The organism is Achromobacter animicus (genome assembly GCF_040775605.1).
GTDB classification, from domain to species: Bacteria; Pseudomonadota; Gammaproteobacteria; order Burkholderiales; family Burkholderiaceae_B; genus Achromobacter; species Achromobacter animicus.
Window position 1 is genome coordinate 696534 of record NZ_JAYGJK010000001.1, and the last position, 22412, is coordinate 718945.

22 protein-coding genes are annotated in these 22412 nt (G+C 64.4%); 17 read left to right on the forward strand and 5 right to left on the reverse strand.

Going from position 1 to position 22412, the window contains the following annotated elements; genetic code table 11:
• Window position 1: 1 nt before the first annotated feature.
• A complete protein-coding gene (yjgA, locus tag AB3147_RS03040) occupies window positions 2-553 on the reverse strand; it encodes a ribosome biogenesis factor YjgA (protein ID WP_175125487.1) in 552 nt (183 codons plus the stop codon).
• A 58-nt stretch (window positions 554-611) separates the two neighbouring features.
• On the opposite strand from yjgA, the gene pmbA reads away from it, so the two are divergent.
• From pmbA to erpA, 12 genes are all read left to right on the forward strand, one after another.
• A complete protein-coding gene (pmbA, locus tag AB3147_RS03045) occupies window positions 612-1976 on the forward strand; it encodes a metalloprotease PmbA (protein ID WP_367351410.1) in 1365 nt (454 codons plus the stop codon).
• Window positions 1977-2172: 196 nt separating this feature from the next.
• A complete protein-coding gene (locus AB3147_RS03050) occupies window positions 2173-3267 on the forward strand; it encodes a TRAP transporter substrate-binding protein (protein WP_367351411.1) in 1095 nt (364 codons plus the stop codon).
• A gap of 254 nt (window positions 3268-3521) precedes the next feature.
• Window positions 3522-4676, forward strand: a complete 1155-nt coding sequence (locus AB3147_RS03055; protein WP_175139118.1) for an ABC transporter substrate-binding protein — start codon at window positions 3522-3524, stop codon at window positions 4674-4676.
• A gap of 168 nt (window positions 4677-4844) precedes the next feature.
• Entirely contained in the window at window positions 4845-5726 is an 882-nt protein-coding gene (locus tag AB3147_RS03060; RefSeq protein WP_056564389.1) for a branched-chain amino acid ABC transporter permease, read from the forward strand.
• Between the two features lie 3 nt (window positions 5727-5729).
• Window positions 5730-6605: a branched-chain amino acid ABC transporter permease gene (locus tag AB3147_RS03065; RefSeq protein WP_105237282.1), complete on the forward strand. Its 876-nt coding sequence runs from the start codon at window positions 5730-5732 to the stop codon at window positions 6603-6605.
• Window positions 6598-7386 (forward strand): ABC transporter ATP-binding protein, encoded by a 789-nt coding sequence (locus tag AB3147_RS03070; RefSeq protein WP_367351412.1) that lies wholly within the window; start codon window positions 6598-6600, stop codon window positions 7384-7386. Before AB3147_RS03065 ends, AB3147_RS03070 begins: the two co-directional genes overlap by 8 nt.
• Window positions 7383-8093 (forward strand): ABC transporter ATP-binding protein, encoded by a 711-nt coding sequence (locus tag AB3147_RS03075; protein ID WP_175139116.1) that lies wholly within the window; start codon window positions 7383-7385, stop codon window positions 8091-8093. Before AB3147_RS03070 ends, AB3147_RS03075 begins: the two co-directional genes overlap by 4 nt.
• 304 nt (window positions 8094-8397) lie before the next feature.
• Window positions 8398-8826 (forward strand): 50S ribosomal protein L13, encoded by a 429-nt coding sequence (rplM, locus tag AB3147_RS03080; RefSeq protein WP_056564379.1) that lies wholly within the window; start codon window positions 8398-8400, stop codon window positions 8824-8826.
• Window positions 8827-8835: 9 nt separating this feature from the next.
• Window positions 8836-9228 carry a 30S ribosomal protein S9 gene (gene rpsI / locus AB3147_RS03085; RefSeq protein WP_008163098.1) on the forward strand — a complete coding sequence of 131 codons (393 nt, stop codon included), beginning with the start codon at window positions 8836-8838 and terminating at the stop codon, window positions 9226-9228.
• Between the two features lie 193 nt (window positions 9229-9421).
• Window positions 9422-10486 (forward strand): N-acetyl-gamma-glutamyl-phosphate reductase, encoded by a 1065-nt coding sequence (gene argC, locus AB3147_RS03090; RefSeq protein ID WP_175125472.1) that lies wholly within the window; start codon window positions 9422-9424, stop codon window positions 10484-10486.
• 42 nt (window positions 10487-10528) lie between these two features.
• Window positions 10529-11278, forward strand: a complete 750-nt coding sequence (locus tag AB3147_RS03095; protein ID WP_175139115.1) for a DUF6776 family protein — start codon at window positions 10529-10531, stop codon at window positions 11276-11278.
• A gap of 86 nt (window positions 11279-11364) precedes the next feature.
• Complete coding sequence (gene erpA, locus AB3147_RS03100; protein WP_063951957.1) at window positions 11365-11736, forward strand: iron-sulfur cluster insertion protein ErpA; 372 nt, start codon at window positions 11365-11367, stop codon at window positions 11734-11736.
• Window positions 11737-11895: 159 nt separating this feature from the next.
• Here erpA and AB3147_RS03105 read toward each other — a convergent pair whose 3' ends face one another.
• Together AB3147_RS03105 and AB3147_RS03110 are read right to left on the reverse strand one after the other, a co-directional pair.
• Window positions 11896-13029, reverse strand: coding sequence for an anhydro-N-acetylmuramic acid kinase (locus tag AB3147_RS03105; protein WP_367351413.1), 1134 nt, complete (start codon window positions 13027-13029; stop codon window positions 11896-11898).
• Window positions 13030-13116: 87 nt separating this feature from the next.
• Window positions 13117-14526, reverse strand: a complete 1410-nt coding sequence (locus tag AB3147_RS03110; protein ID WP_175139114.1) for a M23 family metallopeptidase — start codon at window positions 14524-14526, stop codon at window positions 13117-13119.
• Window positions 14527-14782: 256 nt separating this feature from the next.
• On the opposite strand from AB3147_RS03110, the gene tyrS reads away from it, so the two are divergent.
• The 4 genes from tyrS to nrdR all read left to right on the forward strand — a co-directional run bounded on the left by tyrS (window position 14783) and on the right by nrdR (window position 18971).
• Window positions 14783-16012, forward strand: a complete 1230-nt coding sequence (gene tyrS, locus AB3147_RS03115) for a tyrosine--tRNA ligase (RefSeq protein ID WP_175125464.1) — start codon at window positions 14783-14785, stop codon at window positions 16010-16012.
• A gap of 71 nt (window positions 16013-16083) precedes the next feature.
• Window positions 16084-16737 (forward strand): YbhB/YbcL family Raf kinase inhibitor-like protein, encoded by a 654-nt coding sequence (locus AB3147_RS03120; RefSeq protein WP_175139112.1) that lies wholly within the window; start codon window positions 16084-16086, stop codon window positions 16735-16737.
• A 281-nt stretch (window positions 16738-17018) separates the two neighbouring features.
• Window positions 17019-18269 (forward strand): serine hydroxymethyltransferase, encoded by a 1251-nt coding sequence (gene glyA, locus AB3147_RS03125; protein ID WP_175139111.1) that lies wholly within the window; start codon window positions 17019-17021, stop codon window positions 18267-18269.
• 222 nt (window positions 18270-18491) lie between these two features.
• Window positions 18492-18971 carry a transcriptional regulator NrdR gene (nrdR, locus tag AB3147_RS03130; RefSeq protein ID WP_056564353.1) on the forward strand — a complete coding sequence of 160 codons (480 nt, stop codon included), beginning with the start codon at window positions 18492-18494 and terminating at the stop codon, window positions 18969-18971.
• A 49-nt stretch (window positions 18972-19020) separates the two neighbouring features.
• Here the strand turns inward: nrdR and AB3147_RS03135 are convergent, their stop codons facing one another.
• Window positions 19021-20013, reverse strand: a complete 993-nt coding sequence (locus AB3147_RS03135; protein ID WP_175139110.1) for a GlxA family transcriptional regulator — start codon at window positions 20011-20013, stop codon at window positions 19021-19023.
• Between the two features lie 19 nt (window positions 20014-20032).
• Entirely contained in the window at window positions 20033-20596 is a 564-nt protein-coding gene (locus AB3147_RS03140; RefSeq protein WP_175139109.1) for a cysteine hydrolase family protein, read from the reverse strand.
• A 213-nt stretch (window positions 20597-20809) separates the two neighbouring features.
• Here AB3147_RS03140 and ribD point away from each other — a divergent pair, with 213 nt between their 5' ends.
• Window positions 20810-21925, forward strand: a complete 1116-nt coding sequence (ribD, locus tag AB3147_RS03145; RefSeq protein ID WP_370633002.1) for a bifunctional diaminohydroxyphosphoribosylaminopyrimidine deaminase/5-amino-6-(5-phosphoribosylamino)uracil reductase RibD — start codon at window positions 20810-20812, stop codon at window positions 21923-21925.
• Window positions 21926-22412: the final 487 nt, after the last annotated feature.

Sequence of the window (22412 nt, forward strand, 5' to 3'; positions counted from 1 at the left end):
ATCAGAGGGTAAGGGTCTTGAGCGCCTGGAACAGCGCGCGGTAATGCTTCTTCTGCGGCTCCTGGCCCTGCAATAGCGATGCGTTGGCCAGCTTTTCCTTGCGCGCGGCGCGGATCAGCGTGCGCAATTGCTGCACGTCGGCCTGCGGGTTGTTGGTCAAGAGGCGGGTCAGGGCGTCGTCGTCGTCGAGCAGGCGGTCACGCAGCCCTTCAAGGCGGTGCATGGCGGCCGTTTCCTCGCGGGAGCCGTTCTCCCAGACGTCGAGCTGCTTGCGGATGACGTCAGCCGGCGCGTCGCGCATCAGCTTGCCCACGAAGTGGACCTGACGCCGCAAACCCTCGCGGCCGGTGGTGCGCTGGGCCATGCGGATGGCCTCGTACAGCCGTTCTTCGAGCGGCAGTTGCTTCAGACGTTCGGGCGACAGCGCGATCAATTGCTTGCCCAGGTCCAGCAGGGCGTGCATCTCACGCTTGACCTGGGACTTGCTGGGACGGTCGTAGCCGTTCTCGTCGTAACCGTCGTCGACGGAATCTTCTTGGGGATGGGAATTCATGGAAAACTGCGCAATGACAGACTTGGCTATGATAACCGTCTCTGCAAATTGGACTGCAATGGTTAAAACCTCCTCATCCTTGCCGCTGGCGGCGAATCACGCGCGTTTTTCCGAACTTGTCGAACAAACCCTGGCCTACGCGCGCCAGATCGGCGCTTCCGACGCCGCCGCGGAAGTCTCCGAAAGCCTGGGACTGTCCGTCTCGGTCCGCAAGAACGACATCGAAACCGTTGAGCAGACGCGCGACCGGGCGCTGGACCTGACGGTCTACGCCGGCCAAAGCCGCGGCTCCGCGTCGACGTCCGACTTCTCCGAGGCCGCCCTGCGCCAGACGGTCGAAGCCGCCTGGCACATCGCGCGCCATACCGCTGCCGACCCGGCCGCCGGTCTGCCCGACGCCGATCAGCTGGCCACCGAATTCCCCGACCTGGACCTGCACCGCGCCTGGACCGTCTCCACCGAGGAAGCGGCCGAACTGGCGCTGCGCGCCGAACGCGCCGCCCGCGAGGTCGATCCCCGCATCACCAACACCGACGGCGCCACGGTCGGCACGTACGAAGGCCAGTTCGTGATGGGCAACACGCGCGGCTTCCTGGGCGGGTACCCGTATTCGCGCCACAGCCTGTCCGTCGCGCCCATCGCGGGCCGCGGCAACGGCATGCAGCGCGACTACTGGTACACGTCCGAGCGCGATCCCGCCAAGCTGGCCTCGCCCGAGGCCATCGGCCGCTACGCCGCCGAACGTACGCTGTCGCGCCTGTCGGCCCGCCGCGTGCGCACCGGCAAGTTTCCGGTCCTGTTCGAGGCGCCGCTGGCGCTTGGCCTGGTCGGCGCCCTTACGCAGGCCGTCAACGGCGGCGCGCTGTACCGCAAGGCCAGTTTTCTGGTTGATTCGCTGGGCAAGCCGCTCTTTCCCAAACACATCAATCTGGTCGAAGATCCGCACATCCGCGGCGCCATGGGCAGCTCGCCGTTCGACGATGAAGGCGTGCGCACGCGCCGCCGCAACGTGGTGTCGGGTGGGGTGCTGGAAGGCTATTTCCTGTCGTCCTACACCGCCCGCAAGCTGGGCATGACCACCACCGGCAACGCCGGCGGCTCGCACAACCTGGTGTTCAGTTCCACGCAGACCCGCCGCGGCGACGATTTCGAAGCCATGCTCAAGAAGCTCGGCACGGGCTTTCTCGTCACCGAACTGATCGGGCAGGGCGTCAACTACGTGACGGGCGACTACTCGCGCGGCGCCTTCGGCTATTGGGTCGAAAACGGCCAGATCCAGCATGCGGTGCAGGAAGTCACCATTGCCGGCAACCTGGCCGACATGTTCAAGCAGATCGTCGCGATCGGCGCCGACACGATCTCGCGCGGCACAAAGACCACCGGCTCGATCCTCATCGAGCAGATGGCAATCGCCGGGATCTGACCCCGCGAGCCGGCGGCGCGCAATGCGCCGCCGGGTTCCTGCATTTGTCCGCTTGGCAATCCCCCCGCATTGCAATCCCGCGCATTGCAACCCCTTTACGCTCGGGATTTCCTCTAGCCGTTCCGGCCATTGCCACCGTGTAATATCCGGCGGGTATTGCTCAAAGTCCCGGGTGTTGCCGTATAGGAGCAAAGTGATGCAACGACGTTCATTCCTGAAGCGCGCCAGCCTGGGCGCCGTCGCTGGCGCCGCCGTCAGTGCGCCCGCGTTCGCCCAGGACATGCCCTCGGTCAGCTGGCGCCTGTCTTCAGGCTTTCCCAGCGCCCTGGACCTGCGCGTCGGCGCCGCCGAAAACTTCTGCAAGTTCGTTGCCGAATCCACCGGCGGCAAGTTCAACATCCGCCACTTCCCCGACGGCGAAGTCGTTGCCGCCGCTGACCTCATGGAAGCCGTGTCCACCAAAAAGGTGGAGTGCGGCCACGTCTCCTCGCGCCTCTACTACGCCAAGAATCCCGCGTTCAGCTTCGACGCGGCCGTGCCGTTCGGCCTGAATGCGCGCCAGATGAACGCCTGGATGAGCGAAGGCGAGGGCCTGCGCCTGACGCGCGAACTCTTCAAGCCCGAAAAGATCATCAACTTTCCGCTGGGCAACACCGGCGCCCAGATGGGCGGCTGGTACGTCAAGGAAATCAAGCGCACCGGCGACCTGAAAGACCTGAAGATGCGAGTCGGCGGCTTGGCCGGCGACGTGCTGTCCCGTCTGGGCGTTGTCCCCCAGCAGGCCGATCTGGCCCAGCTGGCCGAGCTCTTCGAAAAAGAGGGCCTGCAGGCAGTGGCGGGGGCGGGCGCGTATGAAGATGCCAAGCTTGGACTGAATAAAGTAGCTAAGTATTACTACGCACCTGGTTGGTGGGCGGGCGGCGAACAGCTGTCGCTCTATATCAACGACGAGGTCTGGAACCAGTTGCCCAAGCACTACCAGGCCGTCGTGCAGTCCGCCGCGCTGGCTGCGCACACCTCGGCAACGGCGCGGTTCGATGCCCTCAATCCGCAGGCGCTGGCGCAATTAACCTCGAATGGCGCGCAAGTGCGCGCATTCCCCCGGTCAATCATGGACGCCGCGTTTGAAGCATCGCAGCAGGTCTACAAGGACTTGAGCGCCAAAGACCCCAGATTCAAGGCATTGCATGATAGTTACATGGGCTTTCGCGACAGCGAGATGCCGTGGTTTCGCCTGACCGAAGGCGCGTTCGGCCAGTACCTGGGCGTGGCGCTGTCGGCCAGGAGTTAGGAGGAAGCCGGTGCCGAATGGCATTCGGTGAGTTTGAGGGTTTGTGCTAGTAACCACACGTTTTTTACAAAAAAATGGGCGGTTTTGAGGCTTTTGTTGAACGGCATTCGAGTTTCGGCCTGATACAAAGGAGTAATATCCCGGGTCTTGACGCGCATACATGCGGCCTTTAGGCGGCATCGACGTCAATCCGGCAGGATTACATCAGCCCGGATTACCAATATTCCGAGACAGACTTTAAGGTGGTAACAACCATGCAATCCAAGACCAAAAAGCTGCTGGCCGCGCTGATCGCCGCCGGTATCGTCCCGGCCGCCAACGCTGCCGACATCAAGCTGGGCGTGGCTGAAGCCCTGTCCGGCGGCGCCGCCCAGTACGGCGTGTCGATCCGCAACGGTTTCCAGCTCGCTGCCGATGAAATCAATGCCGCAGGCGGCATCAACGGCAACAAGATCGTCCTGGTAATCGAAGACGAACAAGGCAAGAAAGAAGAAGCCATCAACGTCTTCAAGAAGCTGATCTTCAAGGACAACGTCCTGATGGTCTTCGGTCCCACCCTGTCGAACTCCGCCCAGGCCGCCGACCCGGTCGCCCAGGCCGCCAAGACGGTCGCTTTCGGCACCTCCAACACCGCTGACGGCATCACCTCCATCGGCAACTACGTGTTCCGCAACTCGGTCACCGAAGCCGACGTGCTGCCCGCCACCATCTCCACCGTCAAGGCCAAGACCGGCCTGAAGAACGTGGCGGTGCTCTACGGCAACGACGACGTCTTCACCAAGAGCGGCTACGACAACTTCAAGAAGGCCCTGGAAGACCAGAAGATCCCGGTCACCACGACCGAAACGTTCGCCAAGGGCGACGTGGACTTCAAGGCCCAGCTCACCAAGATCAAGGGCACCAACCCCGACGCCATTGTGCTGTCCGCACTGCTGGCCGAAGGCGCCCCGATCATGGTCCAGGCCCGCCAACTCGGCCTGAACGTGCCGGTCATCGGCGGCAACGGCATGAACTCGGTCAAGATTTTCGACCTGGCCCCCGGCGGCGCGTCGAACAATCTCTGGATCGGCAGCCCGTGGTCGATCGAGAACAAGGCCCCCGAGAACGTCAAGTTCATCGACGCCTACAAGGCCAAGTTCACGAATGCCCCCGACCAGTTCGCGGCGCAGTCGTATGACGCCATGTACATCGTTGCCCAGGCCCTGAAGAACACCAAGATCACCGGCGAACTGGCCAAGGATCGCGCTGCTCTGCGCGATGCCCTGCCGTCCGTGACCTGGACCGGCGCCACCGGCCCGTTCAAGTTCCGCCAGGCCACCGACCGCGCCGGCAAGCCGGCCGGTTACGACGCCGACCAGGCGCCGATCGTCAGCGTGACCAAGGACGGCAAGTACGTCATCGAGAAGTAAGCAGTACGCATCCCCGCGCGGGGGGATGCGCCTTGCGGATGGCTTGCCGGCCGTCTGCAAGGCGCTTTTTATCGCAGGGCCGTCCCAAGTAGAAAGCTTCCCCGGAAGCAGAAAAGACCTCGCTGTGGGCACGGCGAGGTGGCCCTCTCAGATCTGGAAAGTCCCATCATGTTCGAACAACAATTCGTCAATGCCTTGTCGCTGGGCTGTGTGTATGCACTGTTCGCGCTGGGCTTCACGCTGATCTTCGGCGTGCTCGGGGTGATCAACCTGGCGCATGGCGCCGTCTTCATGGTTGGCGCCTACGCAGCACTTGTCGTGGTCCAGCAGTTCAGCCTGCCCTTGTGGGCCGCGCTGATGGTCGCATTCTTCGTCGCCGGCTTCACCGGGGTCATCATCGACTACCTGGTCCTCAAGCCGCTGCGCAAGCGCAACGCACCCCACCTGATTCCCATGATCGCCACCATCGGTGTCGGCATCATCCTGAACAACGGCGCCCAAAGCATCTTTGGCGCCAGCAACCTGCGCTTCCCGCACGGCACCGTGCCCGAGGAAGTCATCGAAGTCGCCGGCCTGCACCTGACCGTCATCGAACTGGGCATCATCTTCCTGTCGTTCGCGCTGATGGCCGTGCTGATGTACGTCATGCGCCGCACGCAGTTCGGCCGCGCGCTGCGCGCCATCGCCGAATCGCCCAAGGCTGCCTGGCTGCTGGGCATCAACGTCGAAAAGCTGTTCATCACCACCTCGTTCGCCGCGGCCGCCCTGGGCGGCGTGGCCGGCGTGCTGATCGGCCTGTACTCGAACGCGCTGTTCCCGCTGATGGGCCAGCCGATGCTGCACAAGGGCATCGCGGTCATCATCCTGGGCGGCATGGGAGACATTCGCGGCGCCATGCTGGGCGGTCTCTTCCTGGGCTTCGCCGAGGTGCTGTCCGTGGCTTACATCGGCTCCACCATGCGCGACGCGGTGGCTTTCGGCCTGCTGTTCCTGATCCTGCTGGTCCGCCCGCAAGGTCTGTTCGGCAAAGTGGTTCAACGCAAGGCTTAAGGTATGAGCGGATTCGAAAATTTCTGGGCCATCTACGGCAACCTGGTGCTGACGCTTGGCACCAATGCACTCCTGGCCCTCTCCATCTGGCTGACGCTGGCCTGCGGCATGCTGGCCATGGCCAACGCCGCCTTCATGGGGATCGGGGCTTACACCGCCGCGCTGCTCACCATGAATTACGACGCTCCGTTCACGGTGGCGCTGGCTGGCGGCATGGCCGCGCCCGCGCTGGTGGCGGCCCTGATCGGCCTGCCGACGTTGCGGCTGTCCGGGGTCTACCTGGCGATGGCCACGCTGGGCTTCGGTGAAGTGGTCCGCGTGACCATCCTGAACACCGAGTCCATCACCGGCGGCGCCCTGGGCCTGAACGGCATCCCGCAACTCACGCAGTGGTGGCACGTCCTGCTGGCCGTCATCATCGTGCTGTTCGTGCTGTGGCGCGTGCGTGCTTCCAAGATCGGCCGCTCCTTCGACGCCATCCGTGGCGACGAGACGGCGGCGGGCCTGATGGGCATCAACGTGCGTTCGAACAAGATGCTGGCCTTTGTTGCCGGCGCCATGATCGCCGGCCTGGCTGGCGCGTTGAACGCGCACCTGACGTTCTTCATCGGTCCCAACGAATACGGCTTCGACCGTGGCGTCGAAATCCTGACGATGGCGATCCTGGGCGGCATCGGCGGCCTGGCTGGTCCCGTGATCGGCAGCTTCATCATTACGGTGCTGCCTGAATTGCTGCGCGGATTTGCGGATCTGCGCCTGATCGCGAATGGAGTGATCCTGGTGGTGATTGTGTTGTTCCTGCCGCAAGGCATCTGGGATCCGGCGCGCTTCAAGCGCTGGATGCGTCAAAGCCGCCAGGGAGGGAAGCGTCATGCTTGAGCTGTCCTCCGTCTCCAAGAGCTTTGGCGGCCTGCATGTGCTGCATGACGTCGGCCTGTCCGTGCCCGAAGGCGCCATCTTCGGCCTGATCGGCCCGAACGGCGCCGGCAAGACCACGGTCTTCAACCTCATCACCGGCCTGCTGCCGCCCAGCGGCGGCACCATCACGTTCCAGGGCGAAAGCGTCCTGCGCAAGAAGCCGCACAGCATCACGCGCATGGGCATCGCCCGCACGTTCCAGAACATCCGTCTGTTCAAGGAAATGACGCTGCTGGAGAACGTCGTCGTGGGCGCCTATCGCCACATGAACTACGGTTTCCCCAGCCTGCTGCTGGGCCTGCCCGGCTACCGAGAGCACGAGCAGCGCGCCCGCGAACGCGCACATGAACTGCTGACGTGGATGCGCCTGGATCACAAGGCCAACGATCTGGCGGACAACCTGTCCTACGGCGAACAGCGCCGCCTGGAGCTGGCGCGCGCACTGGCCACCGAGCCCAAGCTGCTGCTGCTGGACGAGCCCGTCGCCGGCATGAACACCGGCGAACGCGCCGAACTGATGCGCGAGATCCTGGCGATCCGCGACCGCGGCTACACCATCCTCATGATCGAGCACGACATGCGCTTCGTCATGGGCTTGTGCGAACGCATTGCGGTGCTGAACTTCGGCAAGATCATCGCCTGCGGCGGTCCCGAGGAAATCCGCAACAACGAGCAGGTCATCGAGGCCTACCTGGGCCGCGAAGACGACGAAGACACCGAACAAGCGGAGGCCGCCAAATGAGCGCCATGCTGGAAGTCCGCGGACTCGAGGTCAACTACGGCCACATCGAAGCCGTGCGCGGCATCGACCTGGACCTGAACGCCAACGAAATCACCGCCCTGGTCGGCGCCAACGGCGCCGGCAAGTCGACCACGCTGCTGGCGCTGTCGGGCCTCCTGCCCAAAGCGCGCGGCCGCATCCTCTTCGAGGGCGAAGACGTCACCAACCTCGCGCCGAACCAGCTGGTCGCGCGCGGCATCGTGCAGGTGCCGGAAGGCCGGGCCATCCTCACCACCATGACGGTGCTGGAAAACCTGGAACTCGGCGCCTATCGCCGTGGCCTGAAGAACGTCGCCACCGATCTGGAATACGTCTTCAACCTGTTCCCGCGCCTGAAGGAACGGATCAATGGCATGGCCGGCAACCTGTCCGGCGGCGAACAGCAGATGCTGGCCATCGGCCGCGCCTTGATGGCCAAGCCGCGCCTGTTGCTGCTGGACGAACCGTCGATGGGCCTGGCGCCGATCGTGGTCCAGGAAATCTTCCGTTCACTGCGCGCCATCAACGCCGACGGCCTCACGCTGTTCCTCGTTGAGCAAAACGTGCGCCAGGCCTTGAAGATCGCGCAACACGGCTATGTGCTTGAAAACGGCGCGTTGGCGCTGAAGGGCACCGGCCGCGAACTGCTGGGCCATCCCCGCGTGCTGGAAGCCTACCTGGGCGCCTGACGGGGCAGCGGGCATCATTTGTCCCCTTATCCAAATTGCGGCTGCCGTCTGGTGGCGGCCAGCCGCAAGTCACTCGAATTCTTTACCGCTTGCCCATTTTTTGAGCAACCGTGTTAGAATTTCAGGCTTTCCCTCATTTTGACCTTTGCACGGGCGGATTCATAACGCTTAGGCGGGGGGCGATTAAGGGCTGTAGGTTGTGGCCAAGGCGTGTAGCCAAAGCGCTGCAATACGCGGCCTAGTTTGGGAAAGAACACTGGCGGGATGTTCCGGCCAGAGCAAATTTTTATTCTTAGGAACCATCATGAAGACCTTTGTGGCCAAGCCGCATGAAGTCCAACGTGACTGGTTTGTGATCGACGCCAAGGGCAAAGTCCTCGGTCGTGTGGCCAGCGAAGTCGCACGTCGTCTGCGTGGCAAGCACAAACCTGAATTCACGCCTCACGTTGATACCGGTGACTACATCGTCATCATCAACGCGTCCGATATCGTTGTTACCGGTGCCAAGGCGAAGGACAAGAAGTACTTCCGCCACACGACGTACCCGGGCGGTATCCGTGAAACGAACTTCGAGAAAATGCAAGAGCGTTTTCCCGGCCGTGCCATTCAGAAGGCCGTCAAGGGCATGCTGCCCAAGGGTCCTCTGGGCTACGCCATGATCAAGAAGCTTAAGGTCTATGCCGGTGCCGAGCACCCGCATACCGCCCAGCAGCCCAAGACGCTGGATCTCTAAGGAAACGCCATGATCGGTAACTGGAATTACGGAACCGGCCGTCGCAAAACTTCGGTGGCTCGCGTTTTCATCAAGAAGGGCACTGGCAAGATCGTCGTCAACGGCAAGCCCGTCGACGAGTTCTTCGCTCGTGAAACCGGCCGTATGGTCGTGCGCCAGCCGCTGGAACTGACCGGCCACCTGGAATCGTTTGACATCAAGGTCAACGTGCACGGCGGCGGCGAAACCGGCCAAGCCGGCGCAATCCGTCACGGCATCACGCGTGCCCTGATCGATTACGACGCCACGCTGAAGCCCTCGCTGTCGCAAGCTGGCTTCGTCACGCGCGATGCCCGTGAAGTCGAACGTAAGAAGGTCGGCTTCCGCAAGGCGCGTCGTCGCAAGCAGTTCAGCAAGCGTTAATGCCCTGCAAAAAGCCCGCTTCGGCGGGCTTTTTGTTTTTGGGCCGGCAATGCGTCATCGCCGGCCCCGCGCGGAACTCCGCGCCACCCGCCCGGTCGGAAAAAAGGTTTGCAGTGCCAAATCCGGCACGCCGGTGCAATCCGTCGTTTCCCGAGCGATACAATCGTCATTCGTTCTCCGAAGAGCATCCATCATGGCCCAAGCATCGAACACCCGCATCAAGGTTGGTATCGTCGGCGGCACCGGATATACCGGCGTCGAACTGCTGCGCTTGCTGTCGCAGCATCCCAACGTGGAACTGACTGCCATCACGTCCCGCAAGGAAGACGGCCTGCCCGTCGCCGACATGTATCCCAACCTGCGCGGCCGTGTGAAGCTTGCCTTCTCGGCCCCGGAAAAGGCCTCGCTGACCGACTGCGACGTCGTCTTCTTTGCCACGCCGCACGGCGTGGCCATGGCGCAGGCGCAAGAGCTCATCGCTGCCGGCACCCGCGTCATCGACCTGGCCGCCGACTTCCGCCTGCAGGACATTCCCACGTTCGAACGCTGGTACAAGATTCCCCATACCTGCCCGGACATCCTGGCCGAATCGCAATACGGCCTGGTCGAACTGAACCGCGAAGCCATCTCCAAGGCGCGCGTCATCGGCAACCCCGGCTGCTACCCGACCACGGTGTTGCTGGGCCTGGCGCCGCTGCTTGAAGGCGGCAAGGCGCTGGTCGATACGCAAACCCTGATCGCCGACTGCAAGTCGGGCGTGTCCGGCGCGGGCCGCAAGGCAGAAGTGGGCTCGCTGTTCTCCGAAGCCTCCGACAACTTCAAGGCCTACGGCGTGGCCGGCCATCGTCACCACCCCGAGATCTCCGCCCAGCTCGAAAAGCTGGCCGGCGGCAAGGTGGGCCTGACGTTCGTGCCGCATCTGGTGCCGATGATCCGCGGCATGTTCTCCACCATCTATGCCCGCATCAAGCCCGAAGCGCGCGACACCGACTTCCAGGCGCTGTTCGAGCAGCGCTATGCCGACGAGCCCTTCGTGGACGTCATGCCTGCCGGCAGCCATCCCGAAACGCGTTCGGTGCGCGGTTCCAACAACCTGCGCATCGCGCTCAGCCGCCCGGATAACGGCGACCTGCTGATCGTCATGGTCGTGCAGGACAATCTGGTCAAGGGCGCCGCCGGCCAGGCGGTGCAGAACATGAACCTCATGTTCGGCATCCCCGAAACGGTCGGCCTCGACCAGGTCGCCATCCTGCCGTAAGGCCAGGGCGGCCCGCTCGGCGGGCCGCCAATATTGCTCTTTATGCCTGCAGATCCGTCAGTCAGTTCCCCGCCTCGCGCCCGTTATGGCGCCATCGTGCGTCTCTGCGCGATGCTGCTGCTGGGCGTGCTTGCGGGTGGCGCCGCCGGGTTCTTTCACGCGCGGCACCTCTACCGTCCGCAGGACGCCGTGGTCATCAGCGTCCAGCAGGCCGAAGCCCAGGACGAGGCCATGCGCCAGCAGGCCACGCAGCTGCGCTACATCCGCGGCCAACTCGATACCGCCGACGGCGAACTGGTCATCGAACGATCCGCCCGCCAGGAACTCGAAACCCAGCTCCACGCCGCGCAAGCCGAAGTCGGCCGCGTACGCGACCAGCTCGCGTTCTATGAGCAACTGCTGCCGCCCGGTCCTGAGGGGTCTGTGGACATCCGGGGCGTTCAGATCGACCGCGAAGGCGGCGGTCTGCGCTACAAGGTGCTGCTGATGCGCAGCGGCCGCAATGGCGGCACGCCCTTCGCGGGCGCCCTGCGCTTTCAGGCCACAGGCGTGCTCAAGGGCGAAACCGTCACCGTCGACCTCGCGCCCATGCAGGTCAAGGCCGAAACCGGTCCCGTCACGGCCACGGGCGAAAACCTGGCCGCCGCCTCGCTTGCCCTGCAGTTCGACCAATACCAGCGCAGCCAGGGCATCCTGGCCGTGCCCGAGGGATTTGTCCCCGAAAGTGTGACCGTTAGCGTCCTCGAGGGTGAAACCGTCCGCGCATCGCGCAGTGTCAAACTGGAACTTTGAGTCTGGTCAAGCCCTGCGCTATAGTGACACCATACGAGCGGCGACGCCGCTCACTGAAATATGGCCGATTCGGCCAGGAGTGAACCATGAATGCAGTGACCGAAACCGTCGACCTTCAGGCCCCCCCGCCTGTTCCCCTGGTGTTCACCGACTCGGCTGCCGCCAAAGTGAAAGACCTGTTGGCCGAAGAAGGCAACCCCGAACTGAAGCTGCGCGTATTCGTCCAGGGCGGCGGCTGTTCCGGCTTCCAGTACGGTTTCACGTTTGACGAAGTCGTCAACGAAGACGACACCGTGCTGGACAAGGACGGCGTGCAATTGCTCGTCGACCCGATGAGCTTCCAGTACCTGGTCGGCGCCGAGATCGACTACAAGGAAGACCTGGAAGGCGCGCAGTTCGTCATCCGCAATCCCAACGCCAGCACCACCTGCGGCTGCGGCTCCTCGTTCTCGGTGTAATCGCCAAGACCGGAAAGGAAAAAGCCCTTCGGTTTTCCGAAGGGCTTTTTGCATTGGGGCGGCGCTTGGCGCGTAGCGGGGATTCTACGCGCGATGCGGCGCGTCCCCGCCGCGCGCCAAGCGCCAAACCCAGACCGCCGCCCGAGCCTGATGCGGAGCTCAAGCCGGATACAGCGCTCCAAGTATCCTCGGGCCGCGTGCGCCGGTCACGCTGGGCAGGCCGGCCGGCTTGCGCATCATGAACGCATGCGCCAGCCACGCAAATGCCAAGGCCTCCACCTGCTGCGCCGGCACGCCTAGCGCATCGGTGGGACGAACGGGGCGTTGCAGGCAATACGCCAGTTCCTGCATCAGGCCGGCGTTGTGCGCCCCGCCGCCGCACACAAAGACCTCCTGCGTCCCCGCCGCGGCCCGATCGATCGCGTCGGCGACCGTCCTGGCGGTCAGCCGCTGCAGCGTCGCCTGCACATCTTGAAGGGCGGGCGCGGCACCGTCGAACTCCGCCAGTCGGGCGTCCAGCCACTGCATATTGAACAGGTCGCGGCCCGTGGATTTGGGGGGCGGCAAACCGAACCACGGCTCGCTGCCGATCAGTTGTTCGAGCAGGGGCGCCAGCACCTGTCCCGTCGCGGCCCAGCGGCCGCCGGCGTCGTAAGGCCGGCCCAGATGGCGCTGGCACCAGCCGTCCAGCAACACGTTGGCTGGACCGGTGTCAAAGCCGCGCGCTGGCTGCCCCGGCTCAAGCAGTGTCACATTGGCAATGCCGCCCAGGTTAAGCACGGCGCGGCCGTGGCTGGCGCCGAAGATGGCGGCGTGAAACGGCGGCACCAGCGGCGCGCCCTGGCCGCCTGCGGCGACGTCCCGCGTACGGAAGTCGGCGATCACCGAAATGCCGGTCTGTTCCGCCAGCAGGGCAGGCGCGTTGAGCTGCAGCGTGTAGCCCAGGTCGGGTCGGTGCCGCACCGTCTGACCGTGTGCCCCAATGGCGCTGACGTCGGCTGCGGCCACGCCGGCATCCGCAAGCAGCTTTGCCACGGCCTGGGCATACACGCGCGCCAGTGCATTGGCCGCGAGCGCGGCGCGGGCAAGCTCGTCGCCTCCCGAAACGTTCAGTGCCAGCAACTCCCGGCGCAGATTTTCCGGCATGGGCAGGCTGGCGTTGGCCAGCACCTGCGGCGGTTGTCCGTCTTCGAAGCGGGCCAGCACGCCGTCGACCCCATCGACGCTGGTGCCCGACATCAGGCCGATGTAGAGCGGGCGACGGTCTTGCTGCAAGGGCAGGGTGGCATTCACGGGCGCCTCCAAATAAAAAAGGCGGCTGGGGCTTTTCGCCCCGCCGCCGCACCCGCTGCGCGCGGGCCTGTTTAGTGCGGACCTGCCTTAGCGGCTGGCCACGTTGGTCAGCGCGTCAGGCAGCGTCTGCTGGAATTGCGTCAGCAACTGGATCTGCTGCTTGTACGGTCCGACCGCCTGGTTGAACGCGCGGACTTCCGCGGGTTCGAGGGCGCGCGCCACGGGCAGGTCCACCGACAGCGGGTCGATGGGCTGGTTGTCGACGCGGAATTCGTAGTGCAGGTGGGGACCGGTGGCCCAGCCGGTGGAACCGACATAGCCCAGCAGTTGGCCTTGCGAAACCTTGGAGCCCTTGGTGACGCCTTCGGCGATGCGGCTCTGGTGCGCGTACAGCGTCGAATACTTGCCGTGGTGCTTGACGATGACCACGTTGCCGTAGCCGTTCTGCCAGCCCGAGAATTCGACCGTTCCGTCCGCGGTGGAGTGGATCGGCGTGCCCGACGGCGCGGCGTAGTCGACGCCCTTGTGTCCGGTCCAGGTCTTGTGGATGGGATGCATGCGCATGCCGAACGTCGAGCTGATGCGGCTGAACTTCAGGGCGGTGCGCAGGAATGCGCCGCGCAGGCTGGTGCCGTCGAAGTCGTAATAGGAGCCGGACTTTTCGTCGGGGCTGAACCAGACGGCGTTGAAGGTCTTGCCGCCATTGATGAATTCCAGGGCCAACACGCGGCCGGCGCCAGCGTAGCGGCCGTCGTGCGAACGCACTTCGTAGACCACGCGGAATTGATCGCCTTGGCGCAGGTCGCGCAGGAAGTCGATCTTGGCGCTGAGGATGTCGGCCATTTGCATGGTGACCGAGTCCGGGATGCCGGCGGAGTCCGTGGCGCCGAAGAGCGAGGACTTGATGGTGCCGACGGCGACGCGGGTCTGGCGTTCGGTGCTTTCGGTGACTTCCTCGGCCTTGTAGCTGTCGCCGGACGGGGCGACGTGCAGCATGCGCGTCACGACCTGGCCGTCGGTTTCATTGCCGGGAGTGTGGATGTAGCGCAGCCAGACCAGATTGCCCTGTTCGTCCGTGGCGGCCTGCACCGAGCGGCCGGGATACAGCTTGTAGATGCTGCGGGCGCTGGCGTCGTGCGTCAGGAAGGATTGCAGGTTGGGCGCGTCGAGTTCCAGGCGCTGCAGCACTGCCGACAGCGTGTCGCCCGGACGGATCCGGGTTTCGCTGATGTAGGGGGCGGCGCTGGGGGTGCTGACTTCGACTTGCTCGGCGGTCAGCGGCAGAATGCTCTGGATGACGCGCGAGGGGGGGAGTTCGGTGCGGTCGGGTTGCTGCACCATGCCGAGAGCGGCGGCGCCTGCGAACAGACCAATTGCGGTGACGAGAAGCGTGCGGCGGAAAAGTCCCGAGCGATGGGGCTTGGGCTCAACGGGCGCAAATACGGCAGCGACTTTGCGCTTGAGGCCACTCGCCAGTTCGTGGAGGCCACGAGTCATCGTGAAAATACCCTCTCAGGTGGCTTGAACTCGCAGGGTGCGGTACACGAACGGCCCTCGCGCGCCACGTTTCCGGGGCAAGGGCTGGCGCGGGGGCGCATCTGTGAACAAGGGATGGTAGAGCGAACGCACCTGCGTACATATGGCAGTTGCGTATGATTAGGCCGGTATCCTAGCCGATTCGGCTAGAATTTACGATAGTTTTCGTCACTTTTTACACCTTTTTGTCGGCTGAAGCCGCCTTGGGCCCCCTGTCATGTCACCCACCGAAGCCCCCATCACCCCCGAAGTCGAAGCGGATCTGCGTATAGCCAAGCGCGGCTGCGATGAACTGCTGGTCGAGTCCGAATTCGCCCGCAAGCTGGCCAAGAGCCGCGCCACCGGCGTGCCGCTGCGCATCAAGCTTGGCCTGGATCCGACCGCGCCGGACATTCACCTGGGTCATACGGTGGTGCTGAACAAGATGCGCCAGTTGCAGGACCTGGGGCACAACGTCATCTTCCTGATCGGCGATTTCACCTCGACCATCGGCGACCCCAGCGGCCGCAACAGCACGCGCCCGCCGCTGACGCGCGAGCAGATCGAGGCCAACGCCAAGACCTATTACGCCCAGGCCAGCCTGGTGCTGGATCCGGCCCGCACCGAGATCCGCTACAACTCCGAATGGTGCGATCCCCTGGGCGCGCGCGGCATGATCCAGCTGGCATCGCGCTATACGGTCGCCCGCATGATGGAGCGCGAAGACTTCACCAAGCGCTTCAAGGGCGGCATCCCCATCTCGGTGCATGAATTCCTGTATCCGCTGATGCAGGGTTACGACTCGGTCGCGCTGAAGTCCGATCTGGAGCTTGGGGGCACCGATCAGAAGTTCAACCTGCTGGTGGGACGCGAGCTGCAAAAGGAATATGGACAGGAGCCGCAGTGCATCCTGACGATGCCGCTCCTGGTCGGGACGGACGGCGTAGAGAAGATGTCCAAGTCCAAGGGCAACTACATCGGCATTTCGGAGTCGCCCGATTCCATGTTCGGCAAGCTCATGTCGATTTCCGACACGCTAATGTGGCGCTACTTTGAGTTGCTGTCCTTCCGCTCGCTGGAGGACATCGCGTCGCTCAAGCAGGAGATCGACGGCGGCCGCAATCCGCGCGACGCCAAGGTCATGCTGGCCCAGGAAATCATCGCGCGGTTCCATTCCGCCAAGGCGGCGGACGACGCGCTGGCCTCGTTTGAGGCACGGTTCCGCGACGGCGCCATTCCGGACGACATGCCCGAAGTCAACATCGGCGGCGCGCCGGTGGGCATCCTGAAGCTGTTGCGTGAAGCGGGGCTGGTCGCTTCCGGCTCGGAAGCGCAGCGCAACGTCGAGCAAGGCGGCGTGCGCGTCAACGGCGATCGCGTGGAAGACAAATCGTTGCAATTGCCGGCCGGGACTTACGTCGTTCAGGTGGGCAAGCGCAAGTTTGCGCGTGTTAACTTGAACCCGTAAATGCGAAGTTTTGATACGCTCAGGGTACATACAAACGCCTGGCGCCTTTGCGGCATTTAAAGGAGCACGACATGGAACTTTCGAGTTTGTCTTTTTCCGATCACGAGTCGATTCCCGAACGCTATGCTTTCGGCAAGATCGATGCGCAATCGCACGTCGCGCTGGCAGACAACTGCAACCCGCAATTCTCCTGGGACGACGTCCCCGCGGGCACGCAGTCGTTTGCACTGATCTGCCACGATCCCGATGTGCCCTCGCGTCCTGACGACGTCAACCAGGAAGGCCGCGAAGTGCCTGCCGACCTCGCCCGCGTGGATTTCTTCCATTGGGTGCTGGTCGATCTGCCGGCCGACCTGCGCGAGATCGACGAAGGCGCGTTTTCCAACGGCATCACGCCGCGCGGCAAGGGCGGCCCGTTGGCCCCCATGGACGCGCGCCAGGGCATCAATTCCTATTCGTCGTGGTTCGCCAATGACCACGACATGAGCGGCGAGTACTTCGGCTACGACGGTCCGTGCCCGCCCTGGAACGATGCCCTGGTCCATCGCTACATCTTTACGCTGTACGCCCTGGACGTGCCCAGCCTGAACCTGCAGGGCTCTTTCACCGGCGAAGACGCGCTGCGGGCCATTCAGAAGCATGTGCTCGCGCAAGCGTCGCTGACCGGCACCTATACGCTCAATCCGGCGCTGGCGCCCAAGCAAATCGGGGCCACGTCGGCCTGATCGACACCGCCATGTACGCAGGGCCGCCAAGCGCGGCCCTTTTTATTGCCCGCGCCCTTTGCATGAATCTTTCTCAAGTCGTCATGAGAGCCGTTTCCCGGCCCGCGGCGATGACGTGGTTTTCGCGCCCGTCCGCCGGAAATTGGGCCGGTTCAGGCCGTTTTGAGCGCAAATGATCCCGCATGACGGGGTAAACTACTCAGCATTCTGCGGGTTTACCCGCCCGACGCCGTTTTCTTCTCTCTCGTTTTTTCCTTTTATCGCCTCAGGAAACCCCCGTCATGTTTGACCGCAACCTCACCTTGTCCAAGGCTGACCCGGACGTTTGGGCCGCCATCCAGAAGGAAGATCAGCGCCAAGAGCAGCACATCGAGCTGATCGCTTCGGAGAACTACGCCAGCCCGGCCGTCATGGAAGCGCAAGGCACGCAGCTCACGAACAAGTACGCCGAAGGCTACCCGGGCAAGCGCTACTACGGTGGTTGCGAATACGTGGACGTGGTCGAGCAACTGGCTATCGACCGCCTGAAGCAGATCTTCGGCGCCGAGGCCGCCAACGTGCAGCCCAACTCCGGCTCGCAGGCGAACCAGGGCGTGTACATGGCCGTGCTCAAGCCGGGCGACACCGTGCTGGGCATGAGCCTGGCCGAAGGCGGTCACCTGACGCACGGCGCGTCGGTCAACGCGTCGGGCAAGCTGTACAACTTCATCTCGTACGGCCTGGATGAAAACGAAGTCCTGAACTACGAGCAGGTCGAACAGCTGGCCAAGGAACACAAGCCCAAGCTGATCGTGGCAGGCGCATCGGCCTATGCCCTGCATATCGACTTCGAACGCATGGCCCGCATCGCTCGTGAAAACGGCGCGCTGTTCATGGTCGACATCGCCCACTACGCGGGTCTGGTCGCCGGCGGCGCCTATCCCAACCCGGTTCCGCACGCCGACTTCGTCACCTCGACCACGCACAAGTCGCTGCGCGGCCCGCGCGGCGGCGTCATCATGATGAAGGCCGAGCACGAGAAGATCATCAACTCGGCAATCTTCCCCGGCATCCAGGGCGGTCCGCTGATGCACGTCATCGCCGGCAAGGCCGTGGCCTTCAAGGAAGCGCTGGAACCCTCGTTCAAGGACTACGCGCAGCAAGTGGTCAAGAACGCCAAGGTGCTGGCCGACACGCTGGTCAAGCGTGGCCTGCGCATTGTCTCGGGCCGTACCGAAAGCCACGTCATGCTGGTGGACCTGCGTTCCAAGGGCATCACGGGCAAGGAAGCCGAAGCGGTGCTGGGCCAGGCCCACATCACGGTCAATAAGAACGCCATCCCGAACGACCCGGAAAAGCCCTTCGTGACCAGCGGCATCCGCCTGGGCACGCCGGCCATGACCACCCGCGGTTTCACCGAAGCCGACGCCGAGCTGACCGCCAACCTGATCGCCGACGTGCTGGACAACCCGCGCGACGAAGCGAACATCGCCGCCGTGCGCGCCAAGGTCAATGAACTGACCTCGCGTCTGCCGGTGTACGGCAAGAAGTAAGCAGGTGCCCCGGACGCGGCCTGGCCGCTTCCGGGCAGAGTCATACCAAGGGACGGCGCCGCAAGGTGCCGTCCCTTGATCTTTATGGCGGGCAGGCGTTGGCATCTGCCGCACGATGCGCCGATGTCGCGGCGGCGTCGGATTCGTCCCTAATGCCGCTTTGCATCATGCCGTCGTTACAATATGCTCAATTTTTGCGTCCAGCGCCTTTAGGGATCACACATGCGGTGTCCATTTTGCGGCAATGCCGAAACGCAGGTCGTCGACAGCCGGGTCTCCGAAGAGGGCGACGCCATTCGCCGTCGCCGCCGTTGCCTGTCCTGTGACAAGCGGTTCACCACCTATGAACGGGTGGAGCTCGCCATGCCTTCGATCGTCAAGCGCAATGGCAGCCGCAGCGAATACGATCCGGTCAAGCTGCGCGCCAGCCTGAGCCTGGCCCTGCGCAAGCGCCCCGTCAGCACGGAAGACGTGGATGCGGCCGTCGCGCGCATCGAGGAACAACTGCTGGCCAGCGGCCAGCGCGAAGTGCCGTCCGAACACATCGGCGAACTGGTCATGACCGAACTGCGCAAGCTCGACAAAGTGGCCTACGTGCGCTTTGCCTCGGTCTACAAGAGCTTCGAGGACATCGGCGAGTTCGTCGAGGCGATCCGCGAGATGCAGGGGCCGCTGCTGCCCGGCAAGCTGCGCAAGGACTAGCGCCGCACGGCGCGGCCTGACCGATCATGAACGGCGCCTGGGGCGCCGTTCATTGCATTGGCGTCCCGCGCAGGGCATCTCCAGGCGTGAACTCCCCCCGCATCAGGCTGGGCGTCAGGGGCTGAAACTTGCGCCATACGCGGCGCATGTGTTGCGCCGACCCGAATCCGGACTTTTCCGCCACGCGCTCCAGGTCCAGCCGGGTGTCGCGCAACAAGTCGCGCGCCAGCGCCACGCGGATCTGATACAGGTAGTCCATCGGCGTGCAGCCGGCGTGTTCACGAAAGAGGCGCGTCAGATGGCGGGCGCTGGTGTGCGCCTGATCCGCCAGCGACTGGGCCGACCAGGGCGCGGCCGGATCGCGGATGACGGCATCCTGGACCCGGTGCACGCCCGGGTGCATATGGCTGCGATGGTCCAGCCAGGGCGACAACGCGGAATCCGAGCCCGCCCGGCGCTGGTAGACGACCATGTCGCGCGCCGCCTCGCTGGCCGCGCGCGGGCCGCAATGGCGCGACACCATGTGCAATGCCAGATCGATCCCGGCCGTGATGCCCGCGCTGCTGACCAGATTCCCGTCCTCGACGAAGATGCGGTTGTCCAGCACGCGGGCAGTGGGATCCAGCGCGGCAAGCTGGTCCAGACAGGTGTGATGCGTGGTGCACTCGCGCTGCCGCGTCAGGCCGGCCGCGGCCGCGAACAGCGCGCCCGCGCAGACCGTCATCAACGTGAAGCCGTCGGCCGGGTGGCGAACCGCCAGCCAGTCGACGATGGCGCGCGCATCATCGTCTTCCAGGCGCGTGTGTTTGCCCACCACGCCCGAGATGATGACCAGCGCATTGCGGGGCACGGCCGCCGGCAGCGGTTGCACGTGCGCCAAATGCAGGCCCGGAATGCCGCTTTCGACGTCGCGGGAAGGGCCGCAGAAATGCTGCGCGAACGTACCCGGACACAGCTTGTTGGCCACGCGAAAGGCTTCCGCCGGACCCGCGAGGTCCAGCAGGACGATGCCCCGCGGCACCACGAAATACACCGGGATCATCTGCGCCTCCCGCCGGACGCTACGCGGCCAGCGCGTCGGCCGCGCGCACGATGCGGGCAAAGCGGCCCTGCAGGACCAGCTCGGTCCGGTCGCGGATCTCGGCCGGCGTGTAGTTCCTGCCGGACGGGCTTTGCATGGCAAAGGTCAGCGTGGCGTCGGTGGGAAACACCACCTTGAAGCCGGCGTCGCTGGCATGGCGCGACGTCGTTTCGCAGCACTGTTCCGTGCGGATGCCGGCCACGATGATGCCTTCGACGCCGTGTTTGACCAGCCAATCGTGCAACGAGGCGCCATGCTCGTCCTTGGCGTACAGCGACGAATGCACTGTCTTGTGAAACACCGCCGTGGGAGAAATTCGCAATTCCTTGAGCGTCCTGACGTGGCCGGAGGCGAGCGAAAACGGATTGGCAGGGTCGTCGGCGGGGCTGGTGTGGAATACCTGCAAGACCGGCATGTCCTTCGCGGCGGCGGCGTCGATCAGCGGCTGGATCTGCGAAATGAACGCCGGATACTCCGATTCGTCCCAAAACGGACGTTGGCGAAAGGATTCTTGGACGTCGATGACGATAAGTGCCTGTTTCATTTCCGGGCCTCCTGGCCATGGATTCTTGGGGGTGACGCCATTTTTACTCCCGATTGGCCGGATCCGCGAGCGCGTTCCAAGACGGCCGGCGGCCCAAAACGGACATGGCGGGGTGGCAGCCGGAAAGCGCCCGGACCGCGCGGCAGATTCGTGCGCGGCGGACATACAATCCTCGGCATGGACATTACCCGCGACTCCGACGATCTCTTCTGGATGCGACGCGCCCTGGCGCTGGCGCACACCGTCATGTTCACCACCGCGCCCAACCCTCGGGTCGGCTGCGTGATCGTGCGTGACGGCCGCGTGCTGGGCGAAGGCGCGACGCAGCCGCCGGGCGGCCCGCACGCGGAAATCTGCGCGCTGCGCGATGCGCAAGCGCGTGGCGAGACGGTCGCCGGTTCCACGCTGTATGTCACGCTGGAACCGTGCAGCCACTTCGGCCGCACGCCGCCATGCGTCGATGCGGTGCTGGCGGCGCGGCCGGCGCGCGTGGTGGTCGCCATGGGTGATCCGAATCCGCTCGTCAACGGGCAGGGGCTGGCGCGGCTGCGCGAAGCGGGCATCGCGGTGACGACCGGCGTCTGCCGCGAAGAAGCGCTGGCGGTGAACGCCGGCTTCATTTCGCGTATGAGCCGCGGCCTGCCGTGGGTGTGGATGAAGATGGCGGCGTCGCTGGACGGCCGCAGTGCGCTCCATAACGGCATGTCGCAATGGATCACCGGACCGGAAGCGCGGGCCGACGGACACCGCTGGCGGGCGCGCAGCTGCGTCGTGCTGACCGGCATGGGCACCGTGCTCAAGGACGATCCGCAGCTGAACGTGCGCGACGTCGATACGCCGCGCCAGCCGCGCAAGGCCGTCGTGGACGGCCAATTCCAGATCCCGGAGACCGCGCGGCTGTTCGATGGCGCAGAGGTCATCGTGTTCACCGCGCGCGAAGATGCCGCGAAGGCAGCGCGCCTGGCGGACAAGAATGCGCGCGTGGTGTGCTTGCCGGGCACGGAACCTGGCCGCGTCGATCTGCCTGCCATGATGCGCTGGATGGGCGAGCAGCAGTTCAACGAGGTTCACGTCGAGGCAGGCGCGGGCCTGAGCGGTGCGCTGGTGTCGGCCGGCTGCGTCGACGAACTGTTGTTGTATCTGGCGCCGGTGCTGCTGGGCGACGCGGCGGGCATGGTGCGCTTGCCGATGCTCGAACACCTGGACGCCGCGCGGCGCTACGAATTTACCGATATCGCGCGCGTGGGCGCCGATCTGTCTGTGCGCGCGCGCGTGGCAGGCACGTGGCGGCAATTGATGGAAAGCGTCGCGTTGCCCACGTTGTCGTAACGGATTTGCTGTTAGCACTCCGCGCGTTCGGCTGCCAATCGTTTGAAAGCCGCGCACAGCTTGCGTCTGCACGATGCACCCTATCGATGCGTGAGGATCGGCATGCGCGATGGGCGCGCACCACACCGCGCACGAAGGCGTTTCGGGTGATTACGCGAGCAAATATTCGCGCAAAATGAATTGCCACAAAAGAGTCACGGGCTTAGCATAAGCAGCATGACTTGGCGCTACGCGCTCACGGACCACCCGCACAGCCGCTGCGCGCCCTCGTCACCACGGATTCCCGTGCCGCGAATCGGCGCAGTTCAACACCGACCGGCACGCCACTGAACGAAGTCGCCCAGCGCCGTTCAGCCCGTTCGCTGCGATCGCATGGCGAACGCTCCGGGTTTATCCCGGGCCAACAAGAATCCATCGGATATCGCTCATTCCGTCGTTTCGTTGCCGACCATTTCATGTGCGGTTGCGTCAGGCACGCTATATGCGG

Coding starts and splice junctions, on each gene's coding strand:
- yjgA (WP_175125487.1), bottom strand. CDS start 553: ATGAATTCCCATCCCCAAGAAGATTCCGTCGACGACGGTTACGACGAG.
- pmbA (WP_367351410.1), top strand. CDS start 612: ATGGTTAAAACCTCCTCATCCTTGCCGCTGGCGGCGAATCACGCGCGT.
- AB3147_RS03050 (WP_367351411.1), top strand. CDS start 2,173: ATGCAACGACGTTCATTCCTGAAGCGCGCCAGCCTGGGCGCCGTCGCT.
- AB3147_RS03055 (WP_175139118.1), top strand. CDS start 3,522: ATGCAATCCAAGACCAAAAAGCTGCTGGCCGCGCTGATCGCCGCCGGT.
- AB3147_RS03060 (WP_056564389.1), top strand. CDS start 4,845: ATGTTCGAACAACAATTCGTCAATGCCTTGTCGCTGGGCTGTGTGTAT.
- AB3147_RS03065 (WP_105237282.1), top strand. CDS start 5,730: ATGAGCGGATTCGAAAATTTCTGGGCCATCTACGGCAACCTGGTGCTG.
- AB3147_RS03070 (WP_367351412.1), top strand. CDS start 6,598: ATGCTTGAGCTGTCCTCCGTCTCCAAGAGCTTTGGCGGCCTGCATGTG.
- AB3147_RS03075 (WP_175139116.1), top strand. CDS start 7,383: ATGAGCGCCATGCTGGAAGTCCGCGGACTCGAGGTCAACTACGGCCAC.
- rplM (WP_056564379.1), top strand. CDS start 8,398: ATGAAGACCTTTGTGGCCAAGCCGCATGAAGTCCAACGTGACTGGTTT.
- rpsI (WP_008163098.1), top strand. CDS start 8,836: ATGATCGGTAACTGGAATTACGGAACCGGCCGTCGCAAAACTTCGGTG.
- argC (WP_175125472.1), top strand. CDS start 9,422: ATGGCCCAAGCATCGAACACCCGCATCAAGGTTGGTATCGTCGGCGGC.
- AB3147_RS03095 (WP_175139115.1), top strand. CDS start 10,529: ATGCCTGCAGATCCGTCAGTCAGTTCCCCGCCTCGCGCCCGTTATGGC.
- erpA (WP_063951957.1), top strand. CDS start 11,365: ATGAATGCAGTGACCGAAACCGTCGACCTTCAGGCCCCCCCGCCTGTT.
- AB3147_RS03110 (WP_175139114.1), bottom strand. CDS start 14,526: ATGACTCGTGGCCTCCACGAACTGGCGAGTGGCCTCAAGCGCAAAGTC.
- tyrS (WP_175125464.1), top strand. CDS start 14,783: ATGTCACCCACCGAAGCCCCCATCACCCCCGAAGTCGAAGCGGATCTG.
- AB3147_RS03120 (WP_175139112.1), top strand. CDS start 16,084: ATGGAACTTTCGAGTTTGTCTTTTTCCGATCACGAGTCGATTCCCGAA.
- glyA (WP_175139111.1), top strand. CDS start 17,019: ATGTTTGACCGCAACCTCACCTTGTCCAAGGCTGACCCGGACGTTTGG.
- nrdR (WP_056564353.1), top strand. CDS start 18,492: ATGCGGTGTCCATTTTGCGGCAATGCCGAAACGCAGGTCGTCGACAGC.
- AB3147_RS03135 (WP_175139110.1), bottom strand. CDS start 20,013: ATGATCCCGGTGTATTTCGTGGTGCCGCGGGGCATCGTCCTGCTGGAC.
- AB3147_RS03140 (WP_175139109.1), bottom strand. CDS start 20,596: ATGAAACAGGCACTTATCGTCATCGACGTCCAAGAATCCTTTCGCCAA.
- ribD (WP_370633002.1), top strand. CDS start 20,810: ATGCGACGCGCCCTGGCGCTGGCGCACACCGTCATGTTCACCACCGCG.